Origin of the sequence: Thauera sp. WB-2 (genome assembly GCF_027594845.1) — a bacterium.
Classification (GTDB): domain Bacteria; phylum Pseudomonadota; class Gammaproteobacteria; order Burkholderiales; family Rhodocyclaceae; genus Thauera; species Thauera mechernichensis.
The window spans coordinates 99,010-119,512 of sequence record NZ_CP088935.1 but is presented as its reverse complement, the minus strand read 5'-3'; the positions used below and the strand labels follow the sequence as shown (position 1 = coordinate 119,512).

The following is a 20,503-nucleotide window of genomic DNA, read 5'->3' as shown; positions in this document are numbered from 1 at the left end:
ATTAAGTCTAAGCCGTTCAGCCACTCCGTCAAGCCCTGCCGCACGTTTGAGTGCTACTGCATGTGGCCCTTTCTAAAGCGGGGCTCAATGTCCTCGCCACCGGCTTCGCACGCAGGCCAGACTGCTCCAACCGAAAAGACGTTCGCATCAGAGCCTGCGCAGCAACTTGACGTACAGTCCGCGACAGTCTCGAATCGACGCTTAGGAGCCGCTCAAATCGTCTGCACCCCAATGCGCGGTTTTCGGGTGAGCCCGTCTCTCAATTCATCACAGGCGCCTATGCGCTTGAGGCCCACATCGCACGAGCGTAAGTAACGTTTAGGCTCGGGCCCGCGAGCCTTCGGCGTGTGCTTACCCGGCGGCAAGTTTCGCGGCGATCGCCGCGACGTGCCTGCCCTGGAAGCGGGCGATGGCAAGCTCGTTCTCGCTCGGCACGCGCGAGCCATCGCCCGCCGCAATCGTGGTTGCACCGTACGGGCTGCCACCCGTAATTTCGCTCATGATCGTCTGGCGCGCTTCCGAGTAAGGCACGCCGACGATGACCATCCCGTGATGCAGCAACGTGGTGTGGAAGCTCGTGATCGTGGTTTCCTGGCCACCGTGCTGGGTCGCGGTGCTGGCGAACACGCTACCGACCTTGCCGATCAGCGCGCCTTTCGCCCACAGACCGCCGGTCTGATCGAGGAAGTTGCGCATCTGGGAGGCCATGTTGCCGAATCGGGTCGGGGTGCCAAAGATGATCGCATCATAGTCGGGGAGTTCGGCCACCTTGGCAATCGGCGCGGCCTGGTCGAGCTTGATGCCGGACGAACGCGCAATTTCCTCGGGCACCAGTTCAGGTACACGCTTGATCGTGGCCTGCGCGCCCGCTTCCCTGACGCCTTCCGCGACGGCTGATGCCATCGCCTCGATATGCCCGTACGACGAGTAGTACAAAACAAGAACCTTGGTCATGACGCTTTCTCCGGGGAATTGATAGTGCATCAAGGAACTGCCAGCTGCCTGCTTAACTCGTGCTCAGCGTGGAAGGGCCAAGCGTCGAGCAGTATAGGGTAGCCGCGCAGGTCGCAGCCTCTGAAAGCGAAGGGGCTGACCCGTTCTGAGCCGGCGCGACGGCAAGCACACAGGCGGGCAAACAGGGCCGCGAATCCGATACGCTTATCCACAGCTGCAGTAATGACGAGCAGCTATCGCCCCTAGTCAAAGTTTAGCCGGTACACCTGGTCAATGTTGGACCGGCGCCGACAGGCTACCAAGGTCTGATTCCTCGATCCATGGACAGTACGCGCAGCATTTTGAGGATTGCATGAATCATCGAGAAAGCCCTTTCAACTTGAAGCCCAGCGCAGAATCCACTCGCTGCCATAAACCGATGCCATCAGCACCAGGCCGGCCGTGACGAAAAACGCCAGCACTGCCGTGGTCAGGCCAAGTACCGCGACGACGCCATCGCGAAACACCAACCCCAACCCGATAAGCATCATCGCCAGCGCCGGCAGCAGGTTGCCGAAGGGAATCGGCAGTATGACGATGAAGGCCATCAGCCCGATCGCTGCGGCAGTCCATGACCGTCTGCCTGTGGATGCGAGATGGCTCAGTCGGGCCTTGGCGAAGCGACCGGCGATGGCATAGGCAGACGCCAGGATGCCCAGCACGCGCTGCGCCCAGTGGCGGGAGAGTTCGAGTTCGGCGACCCGCCGGGGCAGGCATACCGAGGTGTGGCCCTGCCACATCGCTGCCGCGAGCGCCGCCATCCCGAAGCCGAGCACTGTGCCCACTCCCGGCACCGGCAGGAGGCAAGGCCCGGCCATCAACAGCAGCAACGTGCCGTGTGCTGCGGTCCCGTGGGCGTGCGCCAGGGTTTGCATCGACACCCGCTCTTCGGATAAAGCTGCGGCTGTTTCACGTAACCGCTGCACGATGGGCGCCGTCATGTTGCGGACGGGCGGCGGATCACCACCACCACCAGTGTCACCACGGTAATCGGTACGACAAAGCTCATCATCACGCTCGAGAAGACGGGCAGCACATCATGCTGCTGCGCCGCCAGAAGCAGGTAGGCCACGTAGGCGATGTAGTAACCCAGAAAGACGCCGCCTTCCCAGCGCGCGATCTCCCGACCGGTCATGAACACCGGCAGGCAGGCCAGGGCTACCGCCAGCATCACCCAGACATCGAAGGCTAGTAGCGATGGCGCCATCGCCAGGCCAAGGTCGCCCGACACCAGCCCCGACAAGCCCAGGCAGCCCAGGATGTTGAAGGTGTTGCTACCGACGACGTTCCCCACCGCGATATCGCGTTCGCCCTTGATCGCAGCTGTGATGCTGGTAGCCACTTCAGGCATGCTGGTGCCAGCGGCGACGATCGTCAGGCCGATGACGAGGTCGCTCACACCCATAGCCTTGGCAAAGTTCACCGAGGCCTGGACCAGGTAGTCCGAGCCGAAGACCAGCGCTATCAGACCCGCAGCAATCAATCCTATCTGCACCGCCCAGTGGCTGTCCCAGGCTCCGGTCTGGGCTGACTTGATCTCTTCGGCAAACTCGTCCTTGGCGGCTTGGGTCTCGCGCCGCGATTGCACAATCAAGAACACGGTGTAGGCAAACAGCAGGGCGAACAGGAAGGCCCCGTCGAGGAACGAAAGCCTTCCATCCAGCGTGAGCGCCAGCAGCAGCAGGCTTGCGCCCAGCATGATCGGCACCTCCTGCCGGATCAACTGGATGTTGACCACCAGTGGCGTGATCAGGGCACTGATGCCCAATATGAAGAGCACATTGAAGATGTTGCTGCCCACCACGTTGCCGATGGCAATGTCGGTCTTGCCGTCGAGGACGGCGCCAACGCTCACCGCAACCTCGGGCGCGCTAGTGCCAAAGGCAACGATGGTGAGCCCGACGACAAGCGGGCTGATACCGAAAGACATCGCCAGCCTGGACGCACCGCGAACCAGGATGTCGGCGCCGATGACCAGCAAGGTCAGGCCGCCGAGGAACAAGAGAAGGTTCATGATCAGTGCCTGCAGAGCTCAAAAAGTTGCCCAATGCACATTGTCCGCCTTGCGCGGACAGCCAAGAGATTGACGATGGACCACTTGAGCACGGCGTCGAATACCCCCGCGCGGCGGGGTGATTCCCGTCATGCCGCCAACCGACTCGCCGGTTGCGGCCCGGAACCACCGCTGTGGCGGCGCCACATTGCAATGCCCAGATGCAGCCCCGCTCCAAGCAGTAGCAGCAGCGCACTGCCAAGACCCCAGATTACCCAAGCCACCATGGTCAGACCGCCGGCCAGCGCCGGCATGGTTTGCAACAGACTTTCGACGACCGGCGCAAAATCTGCCAGCAGCGAGGTCATCGCCTGTGTGATCTCCGGCGGCACCCAGGGCTGCAGCCATTGCGGTAGACGAAGACCCTCGACACCTGATGCGACACCGGTCAGCGCGCTGGCATTCGAAACCGACCAAACGGCAACGGAATGCAGCCCCCAGACTGATAGTGACCAGAGTGCGAGTAGGCCGAACACGGAAAACCAACTAAGTGCGTAGAACACGATCATCTCCTCGCTGTATTGCAGTAACGGCGATCATTCTTGCATTGTTCAATGCTCGAGCTGATCGTTTATGAGGAGGCTTATCTTCCATATTTTCGACGTAATTTCGATCGTTGCGCGCTAATCAGCGGCCGGGACTGGGAGCGACGGGTACCTGGGCCAGAGCGGCCACCATGAAACGGCAAGAATGGAGCCGATGAGCGCCACCGCCAGCAAGCCTAACAAACGCCTTCGATTCGTGCGGCGCCGATCGCGTTGCCACAGATCGTCGAATGGGACATCCAGCAGCCCGGCAGCGAGTTGGGCACGGACTCTCTGGAATCCTTCGCGTTTAAGGTCGAGTGCGCGCGGCTCATCGGGCTGGTCGGTCGGCTGTAAGCGCTCACCCAGCGGCGTCGTTGCTACGCAGCGCGGCTTGAGATATCCGAGCGCAACGGCGCTTTCCCGAAGTGCTGCTTCCACAGTCTGGGCGTGAGCTGCGCGACGTCGGCGGCCGGGTGCTGGGCGACGCGCTGCAGTACGTCGACGAAATAGTCGTAGGGATCGAGCTCATGCAGCCGACAGGTCGCAATCAGGCTCTGGACGACGCCAACGTGCTGGGCGCCGAGCTCGGTCCAGCTGAACATCCAGTTTTTGCGACCCAGCGGAATCGGCCTTAGCGCCCGTTCGAGGTGGTTGGTATCGATCGGCACATCCGGGTCGGCCAGGAACACTTCCAGTGCCGCCCGTCGCTTGTGCGCGTAGATCAGCGCCTTGGTCAGCGGGCTGCTCGGCAGCAGCCCCTGCGCGTCCAGGCGCTCCTGTACCCAGGTGAAGAAGGCCGCCACGATCGGGCGGGCGTGATCGAGCCGGTACTCGCGCTTGGCCTCGCCCTTGAGCTTGTCGTCGCGGATCTTCGCTTCGACCGCGTAGAGCGCGCCGATGAACTCGAGCGCCTTGGCCGCCAGCGCTGGCTCGGCCGCTTCTGCGTGGATGAATTCGCGCCGGCAGTGCGTCCAGCACTGCGCGTGCGTGAGCCCGGTCTTGCTCGCGTAGGTCTCGTAGGCGCCGTAGCCGTCCGAGAGCAGCACACCCCCTTCGGTGGGCTTGAGCCCGAGCACCTTCTCGACGTTGCTGTGGGCGCGGCTGTCGAAGAACGGGAAGCAGATCTCGTGCAGTTCGCCATACACCGGCCAGAAGTAGCAGGCCTTCATCTTGCCCGGGCCGGCACGGCCGGCCTTGATCGGGGTTTCGTCCATGGCCTTGACGCGACTGGCACGGATCGACGCGAGCTGCGCCTCGTAGATCGGCGTGAGCAGCGCGGCCGCCTGCGCAGCCAGTTGCGTGAGCCAGGCGCGGCTGACCGTGATGCCAGCGTCAGCCAGGCGCTGATGCTGGCGGTACAGCGGCAGGTGCCAGGCGAACTTGTCGAGCAGCAGCCCGACCAGGAAACTCACGTCGGCGCGGCTGCCCTCGATCACCCCGACGGGCGCCGCTGGGCAGTGGATCGTCTGCGTGTCGCGGCGCTTGATGACCGGGCGCACGTACTTGAGGATCACGTAGCTGCCCGGGCGCTGCGCCAGGCGATGGCTGACCTTCTCGCCGATCACCTCGAACTGGTCGGCGGCAAGCCCCTCGGTCTCGGGGTTGGCGAGCGTGATGGTCTCGACCGGGACGCGCGTCTCGTCGAAGAACAGCGCCGATTCGTCCTTGTCCTGTGCGTAGTCGGTGCGCGACGCACGGCGGGTGTGTCCCGCCACGGTCTTGCCGGGGACATCGGGCTGCGTGTCGGGGATCGGTAGCTCGCCCAGATGCAACTGCGCCGGGTCGGGTGAAACCACGCGTTTCTCGCTCTTCTGGCCGAAGAGCTGGCGGCGGAACCACTCGAGCTGATGCTTGAGCGCCGCAAACTCAAGCCGCATCGCATCCATGTCGCGCTGCAAGGCGATGTTCGCCTGGGCCAGTTCGACGATCTGCTCGGGCGCCCACTGGGCGGCCTCGGCAAGGGTCGGAACAGGGGTGCAGTGCGGTGCGGACATAGCGCACATTTTACCGTAGAGCCCAGCATTCATGCGGGTTGCACGGCGTTTGCGGACAGTCGGAACCGGCGCTTGTAGCGGACCGGCTCGATGCCTTCGAGCAGCAGCTTGAGCCCGGTCCAGTCCGTCTGACGCGTGCTCACATGCGTCCAGTTCGACACGAAGCGCCCCTGCTCGAGGCGCTTGGCCCATACGCAGAACCCAGTGCGGTCCCAGTACAGCACCTTCATCTGCGTGCCGCGCCGGTTGATGAACACGAACAGCTCGCCCGACAGCGGATCGCAGCCGAGCGCCTGGCGGGTGAGCGCGTACAGGCCATCGAAGGATTTGCGCATGTCGACCGGCTGGCCATAAACATGGACCCGGACCGCGCCTTCGGGGAAGAACATCAGCCGCGCGACAGGTGAAGGATCACGCCCTCGCCCAGATCGAGTCGGAGCTCGAGGCGACCCGTGCCGCCGAGTTTGAGCGTGCCGGCGTCGACGAAGCCGATCCGCTCCATCGCCGGCGCGGCGGACTGCGTACTGGGCTCGCCCAGCAGGCTACGCCAGCGCCGGAAGCTCGACTCGCTGAGCCCCTCGCGGGTGCAGAACGGCTCGATCCCCAGGCCACTCTCGGCAAACCGCGCGATGACTGCTTGCCATTCCTGACGGCTACGCCGCCGCCACTTGTTGTTGGTCGCTGTCGCCCTAGTCACTGCCGGCTCCTCCCTCATGAACATGGGAGGGATTGTTCCGCGTGGGCGCGAGCGGAAAAAGAACGCCGCTCAGTGACCGGTTACGAATTACTGGCCTCGTGATCAGACCTCAATACGGGGACAAACACCGATGACGTCAGTCTGTATCACAGAAGATAATCCTGCGCTGGCGACGCTGCAGCGGTCCTGGGTCTCCGCCATTTACTCGGACGAGGACGGCATAGGGCCCATGGGGTCGTTGCACGAGGCAGGCGATGCGCTGGTCGCCCTCGCCCTGCTCGAGGAAGACGGCCCCATCGTTCTGGGCAGTGGCGTCATGATTGGTCCGGGACTGGTGGTGGTGGCCACGCACGTGCTGGAAGAGTTTGTGGCGCGGAATGCCGACCCGGTGCTGCTGACATTCGTGCCAGATGGGGCACGTGCTTGGCTTCCACGCGAGCGGTCGACCATGACGGGGCCCAGTGCCTTCGGAGCGGATCGCCGGATCGTCTCAGACGTATCGCTGTTGAGCTGTACACTGAACTCGGAGGCGCATCTGCACCATCCGCTGACGCTAGCGCCGTTGCAGGTCGCCCTGCCTCTGGTCGGCGAGCGCCTCTGGGCGTTCGGCTACCGCCACTACGCGCTGCAAGACGCCGAGGCGCTGATCACACCACTAGTGACCTCCGGGGTGGTGACTGCGGCCTTTCCGCAAGGCCGGGGCGAACGAATGCCTTCCGCGTGCATCGAGGTCGCGATGGATACCAAAGGCGGCATGAGCGGTGGGCCCGTGGTCAACGCAAACGGCGACTTGGTGGGCATCGTGTCGTCGTCATTCGACAGCGGGCCGTCCTACGTCACTCTGATCTGGGAGGCGCTTCGCCTAAAGGTCTCCAGCAGGCTGCCGTCGCCTGCGTGGGGCGAGATCGACCTGTTCGCGGCGGCGGCCCTGGGGCTCGTGAAGCTCAAGGGGCGGGTCACGAGGAGCAAGCGCGGCGACATCATGATGACGTTGTCCGAGCCCGAGGCCGAACTGATGGCAGTGTCGGTGGATCCCTTGGCAATGGTGTCGTCGCGGCGCACGAGCAGGTTGCTTGCCGTTGCGCAGTTGGAGGACTTCGAAGAGCGTTGGCTGCCTGAGATAGAAATAGCAGCAGCCGACGCCGCGCTGGCGCATCTGGAGAAGTTAGCACTGCCGTCGGTGCACTGCTTCCTTACGGCGTCTGACGTGCCTGCAGCGTGCTTGGCACCGATCCGGGCGTTCGCCGTCGAGGACTTCGAGGGCTCAGAGGACCCCGACCTTCAGTCTGTGTGGGAGGATGAACATGGCACCGTTACCATTGCCGTTGCCTTCGATCTGCTGTCGGTCGTGTGGACGGTGCAAGTGTCCGCTGCGGACTATCGCGCGGGGGCCGAGGACTACGACGCCCATTTTACAAATATTGCGGTCGATGGTCCGACGGCAAGCATGGAGCTAGTCCAACGCTGCCACTTTGAGGCGGAGCTGACCCTCGATCAAGAGGCTGCGCAGATTATGCAGGCGTCGATCACTTTTTCTGGTGTCATACGCCCTAAGCGGCGTGCTCCTTCTAGCTAATGCCGGCATCGGGTCAGTAGCCTCATTCCACATGGTTGGAGGTCGCTGTTCTGGGCGAGCGGTGGCTGAGCGGCAAGTAACCGAAACATAGCTGCTCGACACGCGAAACATCTCCAGTGTCGGCTCTGGCCGGTCTCTGCCATTGACGAAAGCTGAAGCGCAGATGCGTGTTAATGCGCCGCAACACCTTTTCCCTGATACACGCTCTCCCCCGCCCCGAAGTAGCTCTCGTAGATGTGGGCATAGGTCTTCGCCCGCTTATCCTTCTTCAACTCCGGCGTGTAGGCCTTGGGCAGCTTGATGTAGAAGTCCCGAATGGTCCGCTCGACATCCGCCTTGGTCTGGGTCTTCAGCTTCCAGTCCAGCACCAGCTTCTCGGCCTTCAGCTTGGCGAGCATGTCCTTCGCCACTTTCTTCACCTCGTGCTTCTCCTTCTCGGTCAGCTCGGGTTCGGGCTGTGTCAGGAGGTCGAAGATGGCCAGCTCCTCCTCGCTCAGGTTCTCGCGGGTGGCCCGCTGTTCCTCCTGGGTCAGGTTCTGGGCGAAGTGCATCAGCTCCTTGAAGAAGGCCTCCAGGTTGTGGCTGGATGAGTTGTAGGACCCGATCAGCTTCTGGAACTTCTCCAGGAAGTCGATCCGGCCCTTATTCTCGCGGACCATCGTGTCGAGCTTCTTCTCGATCTGCCCCTTCAGCTTCTCGGTCTCGGTGGCCTTCTTGCCTTCCTCGAACTTCTTCTGGAGGGAGGCGAGGTCGATCTGCGACAGGTCGATCAGGGCCTCGGCTGCCGGTCGCGCGCTGATGCGGTAGCCCTCGGTGGCAATCGAGTCGTCGAGCAGGGCATCCAGGTCGTTCATCACCCCGGAGATGTCCGGTGGCGGACGCAGGGCCTTGATCATCGCCCCGAGTCGATGGCGCGACGTTCTCTAAAATCCTGGGTGACCGGCTGTTTGATGTTGCCCGCTCCAAGGACAACAGTTATTGACTGGGTGCGCATCACCGGTCGGGGATAGTTGTCGTCAACCGGCCGAATTAATTAGCAGGCTTTTGCATCAGCTTGCTGGCGGTGCGAGGTCGTCCAGAAACTCCGATGATGGCGCGGTGCCGGTGACAAGCAAACGATCCCGAGCACGCGTGCACGCGACGTAAAGCAGATGGCGTTCTGTGTCATAGACCTCCTGAAGATCGCCGCCATCGCCGACGGTTTCGATCCGCTCCTGAAGGGGGATGACTTCATCGTCGCAAGCCATCACCGCCACCGCGCGAAACTCCAAGCCTTTTGCCAGATGCATGGTGCTGACTGACAAATGGGCGTGTGTCGTCGCGACGTGGTCGTCCAGAACCTGGTAGGGCAAACCAGCAAGTTCGACGGCTCGTACTGCCCGTCCGATCTGGGCGTCGGAGCGTACGAAGACTCCGATCTCATGGGGCTGAATGCCATCCGCCGTACATTCGGCGAGCCATTGCCCGACGATGTCGCTTTCGTCGTCGTGATCACTCAGGATCCGAACACGGGGTGGCGGGCCGTTGAAAACAGAAACGGTGTCGCTTCGATCTTCCGCGTTGCCATCGACGTCTGCCACCGTGGGGTCCAGCAAGCGGTCTGCCTGACTGCGAATCTGGTGCGAGGTCCGGTAATTGACGCGAAGTGTGCGTGAACGGCCGCGTACATCAACGCCCAGCCCCTTCCAGGAGAAGGGCTGTTGGAAGATTCGCTGCCCGAGATCGCCGGCGAAGAACAGCGCGTTCGGGCGAACGCTCCCGTCTCCACCGCCCAACGCCACCAGAAACCGCAGGTGAGCCACTCCGAGGTCTTGCGCTTCATCGACCACGGCGAAATCGAAAACAGGATTGCTCCTTTTCTTCAGGGTACTCGCCAAGGTCGTGAAGAGCTCAGAGGTCGTGATGAGTCCCTTGTCGCGCAGACCGGACCGAACGCGCTCGAAGATCGACCACAGGACCGCCCGCCGTCCTTCGGGCAGGCGGGTCCTTCGACCGAGGCGCGCCACGTCACGATAAGCCTCCCAGTGATCGAGCTGCCAAGCATCGACCACGTGCTCCCATTCGGTCAGTAGAAAATGGTGCCCAAAGCCATGTCCTGGAACGGCTTGCGCGGCCTCATCGATAAGCAGGCGAATTTCCCCAGGGGTTGCCAGTTGACCTACGCCGACTTGGGTCTTGTGGAGACGCAGGCCAATAGCCTGGAGGGAATGCACATCAATCCGCTCGGCAAGACGAGGCTCCGGGGTCAGCAGTCGGTTGAGCTTGGATTGGAGGGCGTTCGCCAACGCATCGGAGAAGGTGGTCAGCAGTACGCGGGCATCGGGATGCTGACGCGCGAGGTACGCAGCACGGTGCAAGGCCACGATGGTCTTGCCGGTACCGGCCGAACCTGAGACACGCGCCGGGCCGTTGTAATCCCTTTCCACCCATTGGCGCTGTTCGGGGTGAAGGAAGACAGTCCACTTCTCCCATGGGAAATCGAGGGCGCGCTGAAGCTCCTCGACGTTGCCCATCACCCGGAATCTGCGTTGGGCGTCGGGATGCTCGAAGGGGTTGGCCAACGAAGGTGCCGGCAGGCGAGGTTTGCCACCGGTCGCCAGCTCCAGAAGGGCTTCGGCAGCCTCGGCGGGCAAATGGTCGGCGAGGGCGAGCAGGTTTTCGTCGGTGGCGTGACGTACATCGGTCAACCACTCGGGCGGCACGCCGTAACCTAGCAACTCTTCATCGGGCACGCCCTGGAACAGCAGTTTCGCTGGCTGTGCAGGCTTTGCGGTGCTCGGTTCCAGCGGCGGCTCACCCTGCACATAGACGGGGACGATCACTTCCTTGAGCGTCTCGCGGATCTCGATCAACTGCGCCGCGCCGGTCGTTGGATGCGTCTCGAGCTTACGGCGCTCTGCCCATTCGTATGCCTTGTCATGGTGATCGACGTAGCAGAGCAAGAGGCTGGATTCGCTCCGGTGAACGATGAGCCGAATGTCGCTGCTGACCCGAACCGACCAAAAGTTCTTGTCCTTGACTCGGTCCAGCTTGTGGAAGCTCATCCCGGGGCTGGCTGGGTTCAGTTGGAGGTCAAAGGCCGTTGTTTTGACGGCTTTCTGCTCCTCACCGGTCAGCTTGGCCAGGCTATCTGTAAAGGTGTCGGCAATCAGGAAATTCATCAGGTAGCTCCCTGCACGGCGCGACGAGCACGAAGACTCTCGAGCATCTCTCTTGCCTGTGGGTACCGAGTTTGCAGGACTGCCGTGAGTGAATCGAAAAGTGCGTCTCGGTCTTCGCCGTGATGTGCGCGACGGTGATCGTTCGGGCAGATGGCAACCACGTTCCATTCGGCGTCCGGACCTTCTTCCGCCAAGGGCACGACGTGATGGGTCTCCAGGTAAATCCCACCCGAGGCTGCCTTGAAGCCGGCACACCCGCAGAACTCGCAGACCCCAGCCGCTCGTGCCAAGGCGGCACGGCGCACTTCGGCAGATCGGCTGACGGAGGTGCCGGTAGTCTCCCGCCATTCAGGCGCGTCCGGAATGGCAAATTGGTCCAGGTAAGGGGCCGGGGGCTGCTCGGGGGCGGAGTCGTTTTCATCGACAGCCGGCGACGTACCCTCGTCATCCGCTTCGGTCACCTCTGCATCGTCGGCAGGTGGCACGCCTCTTACGACCCGGAAGGAGCCATCGTCGTTGTATGCATGGACATACCACTCGACGTCGTCCAGCCGCCGGAATCTCACCCTGGCGGTCTCCCAGCCTACTTCAACCGCCGCCCTCTGCTCGCCCTGCAGGATGATGATCCGCAAAGGCTCCGAACTTCGAAAGGCGCGTTGCAGCAAAGAATCGAATCCGCGCGCGCGTTTCGCCTGGTCACGTGCACGCGACTTGACGTGTGCGGGATTCGTCCGGTCGATGGCGACCCGATCCAACTTCAATGCGAGATCTCGGATGCAGTCTTCGTAGACGATCAGGCCATCCGACACAGCCATCGACCGATGCCAAACGCACAGTACGCTCGGCTCTCCATTGCCGCCGAATGCCCACTCATAGCAATAGGGCACCTCGAATAACGCGAGGTTTTCGTTGAATCCCGCCGCCAAACAATGACAGCGACCGAACTCGGTTCAATTTCTCCGGCAAATCACCGCTTTTCTCTGCGGTGTCGCTCCGTTTTCTCTTCGAATCGCCCGGGAAATCGGCGATTCGGCCCATTTCGGGCGTCAGAAAGCCTCGATTCCGGCCTTCTGGAAGTACACCAGCCGCTTCAGGTTGTAGCAGGCGGCCATCATCGTCATCGCAAAGTTCGCTCGCGCCTGGCCGATCGTGCGGATCAGCTTGCCACCCATCTGATCGATGGCCGCGAACACGTGCTCGACACGGGCGCGCGTCTTGGCGATGCGATGGTTACGCCCTTGCTGACACTCAGACAGCGGCTTGTTGCGCGTACCCTTTCTCTGAATCTGGTTCCGGTAACCCTTGTCCTTCAACCAGTCTTCACGCCCCTTGGACGTGTAGCCCCGGTCCGCATAGACGTCTCGGCTCGTGTTCAGGGTGTAGAACACGCTCTCGAAGTGCTGGCTGTCGTGGATGCTGGCCGTACCCGTCTCGATCTTGCGGATGACCTTGTACTTCTTGTCGACGTTGATCGAGAGCTTGTAGCCGAAGTGACTCTTGCCGTGCTTCTTGGTCCAGGTGGCATCGGTGTCTTTCTGGCGCCGTTTGGCCGGTTTCCAGTCGGCCGGCATCGCCCCTTCCTTGACGAGCTTGTTCTCTTCACGGCTGTTGCGTTGCTTGGGCGCGGGCACCAGCGTGGCGTCGATGATCTGACCACCGCGGGCGATGAAACCGCGCTTGAGCAGTTGGGCCGACACGCCGTCGAACAGGACCTTCGCGCCGGCTTCACCGATGCGATTCTCGAACGTCCACATCGTCGTTCGATCCGGAATATTGATCGCGCTGGCCAACCCGCAGAAGCGCTTGTAGCTCATCCGGTCAAGCAACTGATACTCCATCTGTTCATCCGACAGGTTGTACAGCCGCTTCAACACCAGAATGCGTACCATCGTCTCGGTCGGATACGGCGGACGACCGCCTTGCGGACTCACCGGACGCGGCGCCACCCGATCCACTTCCGCCGCCAACGCCCCGAAGTCGATGTACGACTCGATTTCGGCCAGTGGATCTCCGAGCGTGTCGATCTTCTTGCGGTGATGCTCGTCGGCGAACAGGTCGGTCTTGATGGCGGTGCGTTTCTTCATGGCTGGTGGCAGAGAACGAAATCAGGACAATCCAATTTTACCAATCACAGAGGTGCCGAGGTTTTTCGAGGCGCCCAATAGTTTGGGTTCGCAGCGGGTCTCGGAACTTGAGAGCCGTCTTGTCGGAAAGCCCACTGAGACACATCGATGCCTGCGGCCTCGACCAAATCCATGACTCGGCCCGCATGTTGCGGGCGAAGCGCTTCGAGTTCTCGATTGAGATCCGCAGCCATGATCAAACCCTGAACACCTTCATCACCTCATCGCCCAGGTGATTGATGACCTTCACCGCGATCCGTCCGGACTTCGGTTTGCCGAACGCTCGCGAGGTGTCGCTGTTCAGCGAGGCCCACGCTTCCACGTCAATCTCGGCCTTCAGGGTGGTCTTCAGTGCCTTGTAGGGGTCGCTCGCGCCGAGGAAGTAGGCGTGGCGGACGAAGAAACTCTCCTGGTTGTAGTCGGTGTCGATGAACCAGCAGGCGATCCCGTCGGCGCCATCGCTGATGACTTCGCCGGTTTGAGGCTTGAACACGTCCACGCCGTTCACCTTCACGCGCAGCAGATCTCCTTCGGGGATCAGCTCGATGTCCGGCTCGCCGAAGATCACGAACAGGTTGCCCTTGCCGGTGTTCTTCAGGTCTTCGGCCATGTGCAGATCGGCGTTCATGCGCGCCTTGAGCACCGGCAGCTTGCCCAGCTTGGCAAACTCGGTCGTGTGGGCCTCGAAGTTGAAGGCGCAGGCGATCAGTACGTCGAAGCCGGCGTCGGCGGCTTCCCTTGCCGCTTCCACCAGATCGGCGCGCTGCACGGTGCCGAACTCCGGACCAATGAAGATGGCGGCGCGCTTCTCGTTGCCTTCCGCTTCCAGAAAGCGACCTTCCGCGCACACCAGCTCGCCGGGCCATGCGGTGAGCGAAGTGAAGCTGATGCGGTCTTCCTTATGTGCCTGCTGCACCCCGGCGGTCTTGAGGTTCTCCAGGATCATTTGCGGGAAGGACTGCTTGGCCGCGTAGTCCGCGCCCGGCTCGCGCAGGGTGTCGATCAGTTCGTCGTTCTCATCCACACCCAGCACGCGGTGCGGAGAAAGGCTCTCGACGGTGAATGGACCGGCCACGCGCACCGCCTTCTTGTTTTCGTAAGGCTTGTCATAGAGGTATTCGTGCTCAGCCTTCGCGGCGATGGAGGCGTCGATCTCCTTCTGCCGGGCGATGCGGGCTTGCCACCAGTCGGCGTGGAGCTTCCGGGCGGGCTCGGGCCATTTGACGTCCGCTTCACGGGGGACTTCCCATTCCTGCCAGGACTTCTTCAGCAGGCCGTTCAGCTGCCCACGCAGCGGCTCCAGCCTTTCCTGCCACTTGTCCCAGATCACGTCGATCTCGGCATTGTTGGCGATCGATTTCAGCGTGATGTGTGGCACGCGCTCATAAACGAAGCCATGGCGGATATTGCCGTGGGTGGGTTGCGAACTTGGCGCGCTGCGGGTGACTTCTGCTTCCTTCACTTGGCCTTCGCGGGAATCGGCGAGGAGGTAGTAGGGATAGCGCGCGCCCATGATGCGCGCACGGGCCAAGGCCAGCGCGACCCGGGAGGTATCGATGGTGATCCAGCGGCGGCCCCATTGTTCGGAAACGTAAGCGGTGGTACCAGAGCCGCAGGTGGGGTCCAGGACGAGGTCGCCGGGGTCGGTAGTAAGGAGGATGCAGCGCTGAACAACGGTATTTCCTGTCTGGACGACATAGATCTTCGGATCACTGCGGCTTTGTACGGCACCTCCGATATCAGACCAGTTATTGGTGAGCCCTTGTCCAGAAGCATCGTCTTCAGCGCGCACAAACCGCAACTTCTTCTTACCTGTTACGAATAGTCGATGAGCCTTGGCGACGCGCTCAAGGCTTGCTTTTTGGGTGCCCCACCAACGGTCACCAGACTCAAACTCATGCCCGGAGAAAGCGAACTTATACTTTGCTCCGGGCCCCGGTTTGGTGAGGTCCGCATCTGTGAATAAACGAAACCATTCGCCCTTCGATTGGAGTTGCTCCAATGCCTTGTCTGAAAGGGGAATTGTCGTGCCATCGATCATCTGCAAGGCACGAAACCGGTCTGCAGAGGCGGCGCTACGTGCTTGGACAAGGGGGCGATACTTGATGGAAGATGCATCTCTTGCGTACCAAAGCAGGTAATCGAAAGCGCCAGCCACGCTATCGGCAGACTCTAGTCCTGTCGTTTTGGCAAAACTAATCATAGAGATGAAGTTCTTTTCGCCAAACACCTCATCCATCACCGCCCGCACCCGGTGCACATTCTCATCCCCAATCTGCACAAAGATCGACCCCGACTCCGTCAGCAGGTCGCGCGCCACCGTCAGGCGGTCGCGCAAATAGGTGAGGTAGGAATGAATCCCGTCCCGCCAGGTATCGCGGAACGCCTTGACTTGTTCCGGCTCGCGGGTGATGTGGTCGGCCTTACCGTCTTTCACATCGCGGCTCGTGGTGGACCACTGGAAGTTACTGTTGAATTTGATGCCGTAGGGCGGATCAAAATAGATGCATTGCACCTTGCCGCGCAGACCCTCGCGCTCGGCGAGGCTGGCCATGACCTGCAGGCTGTCGCCGAGGATCATGCGGTTGGTCCAGTTCTGGTCGTGCTGGTAGAACTCGGTCTTGTCGGCGTCCTTGGGAATCCCATTGAAATCGGCAAAGAGGTCTGCCGTTGCATGGCCCTGCTCGTGCTCCCGTTCCCGCGATTCCCGCAGCAGATCGTCGATCAGTGCCTTGGGGTGCACTTTTTCCTGGATGTAGAGGGGCGGTGCATGGACGACGAGGTCGGACCAGTCCTGCTCGTCCTTGCCACGCCAGACCAGTTGCGGGTCCAGATCGGTGTTACGCGGGTAGCGCACCTGCTTGGGGGTTTTCTCGTGGTCGTCCAGCACCGACTGGTATTCGGCAGTGGGGATGTTCTTGCGCTTGGCGTCGTCGTGCTTGATGGCGTCGACAGACTTGGTGGTGGATTGCGTGGCCATGGTTATGCTCTCTCGGCGTCGCCGTTGACTGCCGCCTCGATCATCTTGTTGAACTCGTTCTCGACCTTCTTGGCGAAATCGTCCTGCATCTGGAAAACGTCGGTGAATTCTGCGAAAGCCCAGCGACCATAGGTGCCGAGATGGTTCACGCCGGGCACCCAATAGGTGTCCATGGTGGACTTCTTTTCCTTCGCGTCCTCGCGCCGGTAGCCCTTGATCTCGACCACCAGATGTAGGAGATCGTCCGGTCCCTTGCCGTCATCCACCAAGACGATGAAGTCGGGCAGGTACTTGCGGGTTTCCGAGCCGTAGCGGTAGGGCACCTCGAAGCCGAGGCCATGGTTCTTGACGTAGGCGCGCACCTTGGCGTGCTTTTCCGCCACTCTGCAGAACTCGGCCTCCCAGTCGCTATCGAGCACCACCCAGTTGATGTGGCAATGCCTGGAGCTGGTCTGCCAACGGTCCGCTTTGGATGTGTTAAAGCGCACGTGGCGGGTCGAGCCAGTGGGGTTGTAGGGGTCGGGCAGTGCCTTGATCGGGCGGGTACCGAGAAAGTTTGCGGTGATGGCGTTGGTGATCTTGTTGCATGCCATATCGGCCAGCTCCTGATACATCAACTGGGCCGGATACGTACCGCCCTTGCACTCCAGGTGATGGTCCAGCCATTCCTTGGCGAGGCGCTTGAGCTGTCCGAAGAGGTGCAATTTGGGCTCTTCGCCCGGGTCGCGCCACTTGGTGTAGATCAGCCGCTGGGTGAGGTGGAAGAGGAGGGTCGACGAACGGACGTCGCCAAGATGCTCGACCGTGAGGTTGACGCCCTCGCCGATAATGCCCTCGTTGCGTGTTTCGCACGGGCCGACGAGATCAGGGGTCAGCGTGAGCGTCGAGTCGTCGGTGAACTTGGCCACGAGACGTTCTTCCGGGAGCTCGACGCGATAGCCCTCCACGCGCGGGAAGACGATTTCCAGGGCGTCGCGTTCCGGGCGGACCGCCTTGACCTGTATGGTTTCGCGCGGCGGCTGCGGCGGGCCGATCACCGGCTTTGCAGTGAAGTCGAACGGGATGCCAAATACATCGGCATATTCGACATTGAAAAGCCCTTCTTCGTTGAGTTCGTAGGACTGGCGACGCAGGGCTCGCCCGATGACCTGCTCGCAGAGCAATTGGGTGCCGAAGGCGCGGATGCCGAGCACGTGGGTGACGGTGTTGGCGTCCCAGCCCTCGGTGAGCATCGAGACGGAGACCACGCAGCGGATGCTGCCGCCGAGCTGCCCGGCCTTGCCGACGGTGTTCATGACTTCGCGCAGAAGCTCCTGGTCGGTGATGTTGTCCCCCGCGCGGGCATCGCCGGTGCGCTCGACGATCTCGCGTCGGAAGCGCTCGATCTCGTCGGCAGCCATCTCGTGGAATTTGTCGTCGAGCGCATCGCCGGCTTCGAGCTGTTCGCTGTCGATCAGCAGCGTGTTGGGGCGCGGCAGCGGGTTGCCGGTTGTTTCGTCGAAGTTGCGGAACAGCGGCAGGCGTCCGTTCTCCAGCGTCGTGGAGCCGTCATCATTCTTGCGGTGGAAGCCCGAGATAAAGGGCGCCTCGAAAAACCTCGGCACCTCTGTGATTGGTAAAATTGGATTGTCCTGATTTCGTTCTCTGCCGCCAGCCATGAAGAAACGCACCGCCATCAAGACCGACCTGTTCGCCGACGAGCATCACCGCAAGAAGATCGACACGCTCGGAGATCCACTGGCCGAAATCGAGTCGTACATCGACTTCGGGGCGTTGGCGGCGGAAGTGGATCGGGTGGCGCCGCGTCCGGTGAGTCCGCAAGGCGGTCGTCCGCCGTATCCGACCGAGACGATGGTACGCATTCTGGTGTTGAAGCGGCTGTACAACCTGTCGGATGAACAGATGGAGTATCAGTTGCTTGACCGGATGAGCTACAAGCGCTTCTGCGGGTTGGCCAGCGCGATCAATATTCCGGATCGAACGACGATGTGGACGTTCGAGAATCGCATCGGTGAAGCCGGCGCGAAGGTCCTGTTCGACGGCGTGTCGGCCCAACTGCTCAAGCGCGGTTTCATCGCCCGCGGTGGTCAGATCATCGACGCCACGCTGGTGCCCGCGCCCAAGCAACGCAACAGCCGTGAAGAGAACAAGCTCGTCAAGGAAGGGGCGATGCCGGCCGACTGGAAACCGGCCAAACGGCGCCAGAAAGACACCGATGCCACCTGGACCAAGAAGCACGGCAAGAGTCACTTCGGCTACAAGCTCTCGATCAACGTCGACAAGAAGTACAAGGTCATCCGCAAGATCGAGACGGGTACGGCCAGCATCCACGACAGCCAGCACTTCGAGAGCGTGTTCTACACCCTGAACACGAGCCGAGACGTCTATGCGGACCGGGGCTACACGTCCAAGGGGCGTGAAGACTGGTTGAAGGACAAGGGTTACCGGAACCAGATTCAGAGAAAGGGTACGCGCAACAAGCCGCTGTCTGAGTGTCAGCAAGGGCGTAACCATCGCATCGCCAAGACGCGCGCCCGTGTCGAGCACGTGTTCGCGGCCATCGATCAGATGGGCGGCAAGCTGATCCGCACGATCGGCCAGGCGCGGGCGAACTTTGCGATGACGATGATGGCCACCTGCTACAACCTGAAGCGGCTGGTGTACTTCCAGAAGGCCGGAATCGAGGCTTTTTGACGCCCGAAATGGGCCGAATCGCCGGTTTCCAGGGCGATTCGAAGAGAAAACGGGGCGACACCGCAGAGAAAAGCGGTGATTTGCCGGAGAAATTGAACCGAGTTCGGTCGCTGTCATTGTTTGGCGGCGGGATTCAACGAAAACCCCGCGTTATTCGAGGTGCCCTTTACAAGCAGCTTGCCAGTGGCGTCTCGGTGCTTATTGTCCGCTGCGTATTTGCCGAGGCGAGCGCAGTCGAGAAGGTACGGATCAAGCCGGTCGATGTAACGCCGGACCGTCATCTCCGACGGCAGTTTCAATTGATCAGCTGGCAGGAGATGGGTGTTCTCCTCCTCGACACGTAGGACAAAGGCGTCGTAGAGCTGGTTGACCCTGGGGCGTTCTTCTTTCAGAAAACTTGTCTCGAGCGTTTCTTCAAGGAGTTCCTCGAGCCGTCCTTTCACAACGTGGGTGCGCCCCTTCATGTTGTGGGCAGGGACAAGTCGCACGGTACATTTCCCGCGCAGGTAGAGTCGCGCCCAGCGTCTCACCGTTGAAGGACTGGGCGGTTTCGCGTCGTTCCTGCGCGTCGCGATCCCCTGAATCAAGCCCATCAGTTTCCCGTTTCCAGGAAGAACGCCATTTCCCTCCTGGAGCAGTTCGTCCAGGTAGGCTGCTCGCCGCAGCGCCTCTTCTGCGTGTGCCTTTGGCCAGCAAGTGAGGTCCGGCGGGGCATTGCGGACGCTTGGAACCCGGCCGAGAACTGGCTGCTCCTCGCTGACCAGGATGTCCTTCTTCTCATATGCCGAATAGAACTCCTTTTCGGTCATCACCAGAGGCTCACCAAACTCATCCTTGAAGGCCAGCTTGCGATTCATGAGGCGTCCCGTGAGTACAAGGTGGCGCCCCTTCATCTCGACAGCGAGATTCTGCTTAAGCGAGAAGGTCAGCATGGCGATGCCCTCCCGTCAGAAAGATCTGGGATTGCGGTTCGATCACCTTTTCAAGATCAACCCCGACGAGTCCCGCGCCCAGCAGACGCCACGCCAGATCCTTGCCCAGGAGTTCCTCAAGGTCGGAAAGGTCCTTGGGGCTTGCAACGTGCAACTGACGCTCAATCGCCTTCACCTCGACCGGAGGGAGGGGGGCGCGACGGTGATACATCAGGCCTGCGACGTTGCTGCGGCGCGGTTCTTGATGCAGCCACGTGTCGGTGACGACGACAAACTTGGAGCCGTCGCAAGCGAAACGGGCGTGAGCCGCTGACATACGTGCAGCGACACGAGCGACCGCGAGTCTTGCCGCCGGCTTCACTTCGCACCAGACATCCTTCCCGTCGGTGAGGAAGACGTGGAAGTCAGGGAAATAGCGCTGCATCTCGTCCCCGACCTGCAGTTCCAGCTTCATTGGTTGGGCGGTGAAACTCGCAACCGTCGGGGAAAGCTCCAGGAAGCGCACAAATTCCGCCTCGAGGATCGACTCGCATGGAGTGGGATGAGGGTTCTTCCGCGAAGGGATGATGGCGCGAAAGTGGTTCGAGCGCCGTGTGACGACTTTTCTGACTGACATGATGGTCTCCTGCTCGCCGATTACTTCTGAGCAATACCTGCCCATCGGCAACCGACCGATGTTTCCAGGGAGCCTTCGGAAGGGCGAATGCAGCCCTCGGAAAGCCCGATTTCGTCGAAAAGATGCGGGGAGGATCTTGACGCGTGCCTGGAACAGG

At 61.5% G+C, this 20,503-nt stretch carries 17 protein-coding genes; 2 read left to right on the top strand and 15 right to left on the bottom strand.

Annotated elements, in window-relative coordinates; translation table 11 throughout:
• Positions 1-351: 351 nt before the first annotated feature.
• The 7 genes from wrbA to tnpA all read right to left on the bottom strand — a co-directional run bounded on the left by wrbA (position 352) and on the right by tnpA (position 6,264).
• Positions 352-954, bottom strand: a complete 603-nt coding sequence (gene wrbA / locus LQF09_RS00490; protein ID WP_270068874.1) for an NAD(P)H:quinone oxidoreductase — start codon at positions 952-954, stop codon at positions 352-354.
• A gap of 374 nt (positions 955-1,328) precedes the next feature.
• Positions 1,329-1,934 (bottom strand): exopolysaccharide biosynthesis protein, encoded by a 606-nt coding sequence (locus LQF09_RS00485; RefSeq protein ID WP_270068873.1) that lies wholly within the window; start codon positions 1,932-1,934, stop codon positions 1,329-1,331.
• A complete protein-coding gene (locus LQF09_RS00480; protein ID WP_270068872.1) occupies positions 1,931-3,007 on the bottom strand; it encodes a calcium/sodium antiporter in 1,077 nt (358 codons plus the stop codon). The genes LQF09_RS00485 and LQF09_RS00480 overlap by 4 nt, the downstream gene beginning before the upstream one ends.
• Before the next feature lie 128 nt (positions 3,008-3,135).
• A complete protein-coding gene (locus tag LQF09_RS00475) occupies positions 3,136-3,555 on the bottom strand; it encodes a hypothetical protein (protein ID WP_270068871.1) in 420 nt (139 codons plus the stop codon).
• Positions 3,556-3,950: 395 nt separating this feature from the next.
• The gene (gene tnpC / locus LQF09_RS00470; RefSeq protein ID WP_270067957.1) at positions 3,951-5,567 is read right to left on the bottom strand and encodes an IS66 family transposase; all 1,617 of its coding nucleotides are present in this window, start codon (positions 5,565-5,567) and stop codon (positions 3,951-3,953) included.
• 29 nt (positions 5,568-5,596) lie between these two features.
• The gene (gene tnpB / locus LQF09_RS00465) at positions 5,597-5,956 is read right to left on the bottom strand and encodes an IS66 family insertion sequence element accessory protein TnpB (protein ID WP_270068870.1); all 360 of its coding nucleotides are present in this window, start codon (positions 5,954-5,956) and stop codon (positions 5,597-5,599) included.
• Positions 5,956-6,264: an IS66 family insertion sequence element accessory protein TnpA gene (gene tnpA, locus LQF09_RS00460; RefSeq protein WP_333482882.1), complete on the bottom strand. Its 309-nt coding sequence runs from the start codon at positions 6,262-6,264 to the stop codon at positions 5,956-5,958. Before tnpA ends, tnpB begins: the two co-directional genes overlap by 1 nt.
• A gap of 130 nt (positions 6,265-6,394) precedes the next feature.
• Between tnpA and LQF09_RS00455 the strand changes: the two genes are divergently transcribed.
• Positions 6,395-7,840 (top strand): trypsin-like serine peptidase, encoded by a 1,446-nt coding sequence (locus LQF09_RS00455; protein ID WP_270068869.1) that lies wholly within the window; start codon positions 6,395-6,397, stop codon positions 7,838-7,840.
• A gap of 170 nt (positions 7,841-8,010) precedes the next feature.
• On the opposite strand, the gene LQF09_RS00450 is transcribed toward LQF09_RS00455, so the two are convergent.
• The 6 genes from LQF09_RS00450 to LQF09_RS00425 all read right to left on the bottom strand — a co-directional run bounded on the left by LQF09_RS00450 (position 8,011) and on the right by LQF09_RS00425 (position 17,780).
• On the bottom strand, positions 8,011-8,736 hold the full coding sequence (locus LQF09_RS00450) for a type I restriction enzyme endonuclease domain-containing protein (RefSeq protein WP_270068868.1): 726 nt from the start codon (positions 8,734-8,736) through the stop codon (positions 8,011-8,013).
• A gap of 153 nt (positions 8,737-8,889) precedes the next feature.
• On the bottom strand, positions 8,890-11,001 hold the full coding sequence (locus LQF09_RS00445; protein WP_270068867.1) for a 3'-5' exonuclease: 2,112 nt from the start codon (positions 10,999-11,001) through the stop codon (positions 8,890-8,892).
• The gene (locus LQF09_RS00440) at positions 11,001-11,816 is read right to left on the bottom strand and encodes an HNH endonuclease signature motif containing protein (RefSeq protein ID WP_270068866.1); all 816 of its coding nucleotides are present in this window, start codon (positions 11,814-11,816) and stop codon (positions 11,001-11,003) included. The genes LQF09_RS00445 and LQF09_RS00440 overlap by 1 nt, the downstream gene beginning before the upstream one ends.
• 231 nt (positions 11,817-12,047) lie before the next feature.
• On the bottom strand, positions 12,048-13,085 hold the full coding sequence (locus LQF09_RS00435) for an IS5 family transposase (protein ID WP_270067868.1): 1,038 nt from the start codon (positions 13,083-13,085) through the stop codon (positions 12,048-12,050).
• Positions 13,086-13,320: 235 nt separating this feature from the next.
• Positions 13,321-16,104 carry a site-specific DNA-methyltransferase gene (locus LQF09_RS00430; protein WP_270068865.1) on the bottom strand — a complete coding sequence of 928 codons (2,784 nt, stop codon included), beginning with the start codon at positions 16,102-16,104 and terminating at the stop codon, positions 13,321-13,323.
• Positions 16,105-16,106: 2 nt separating this feature from the next.
• Positions 16,107-17,780, bottom strand: coding sequence for a restriction endonuclease (locus LQF09_RS00425; protein ID WP_270068864.1), 1,674 nt, complete (start codon positions 17,778-17,780; stop codon positions 16,107-16,109).
• On the opposite strand from LQF09_RS00425, the gene LQF09_RS00420 reads away from it, so the two are divergent.
• Entirely contained in the window at positions 17,761-18,798 is a 1,038-nt protein-coding gene (locus tag LQF09_RS00420; RefSeq protein ID WP_270068863.1) for an IS5 family transposase, read from the top strand. The two genes, LQF09_RS00425 and LQF09_RS00420, sit on opposite strands and share 20 nt — an antisense overlap.
• A gap of 113 nt (positions 18,799-18,911) precedes the next feature.
• Here the strand turns inward: LQF09_RS00420 and LQF09_RS00415 are convergent, their stop codons facing one another.
• Complete coding sequence (locus LQF09_RS00415; protein WP_270068862.1) at positions 18,912-19,730, bottom strand: hypothetical protein; 819 nt, start codon at positions 19,728-19,730, stop codon at positions 18,912-18,914.
• A complete protein-coding gene (locus tag LQF09_RS00410) occupies positions 19,711-20,346 on the bottom strand; it encodes a TnsA endonuclease N-terminal domain-containing protein (RefSeq protein ID WP_270068861.1) in 636 nt (211 codons plus the stop codon). Before LQF09_RS00410 ends, LQF09_RS00415 begins: the two co-directional genes overlap by 20 nt.
• Between the last annotated feature and the right edge of the window lie 157 nt (positions 20,347-20,503).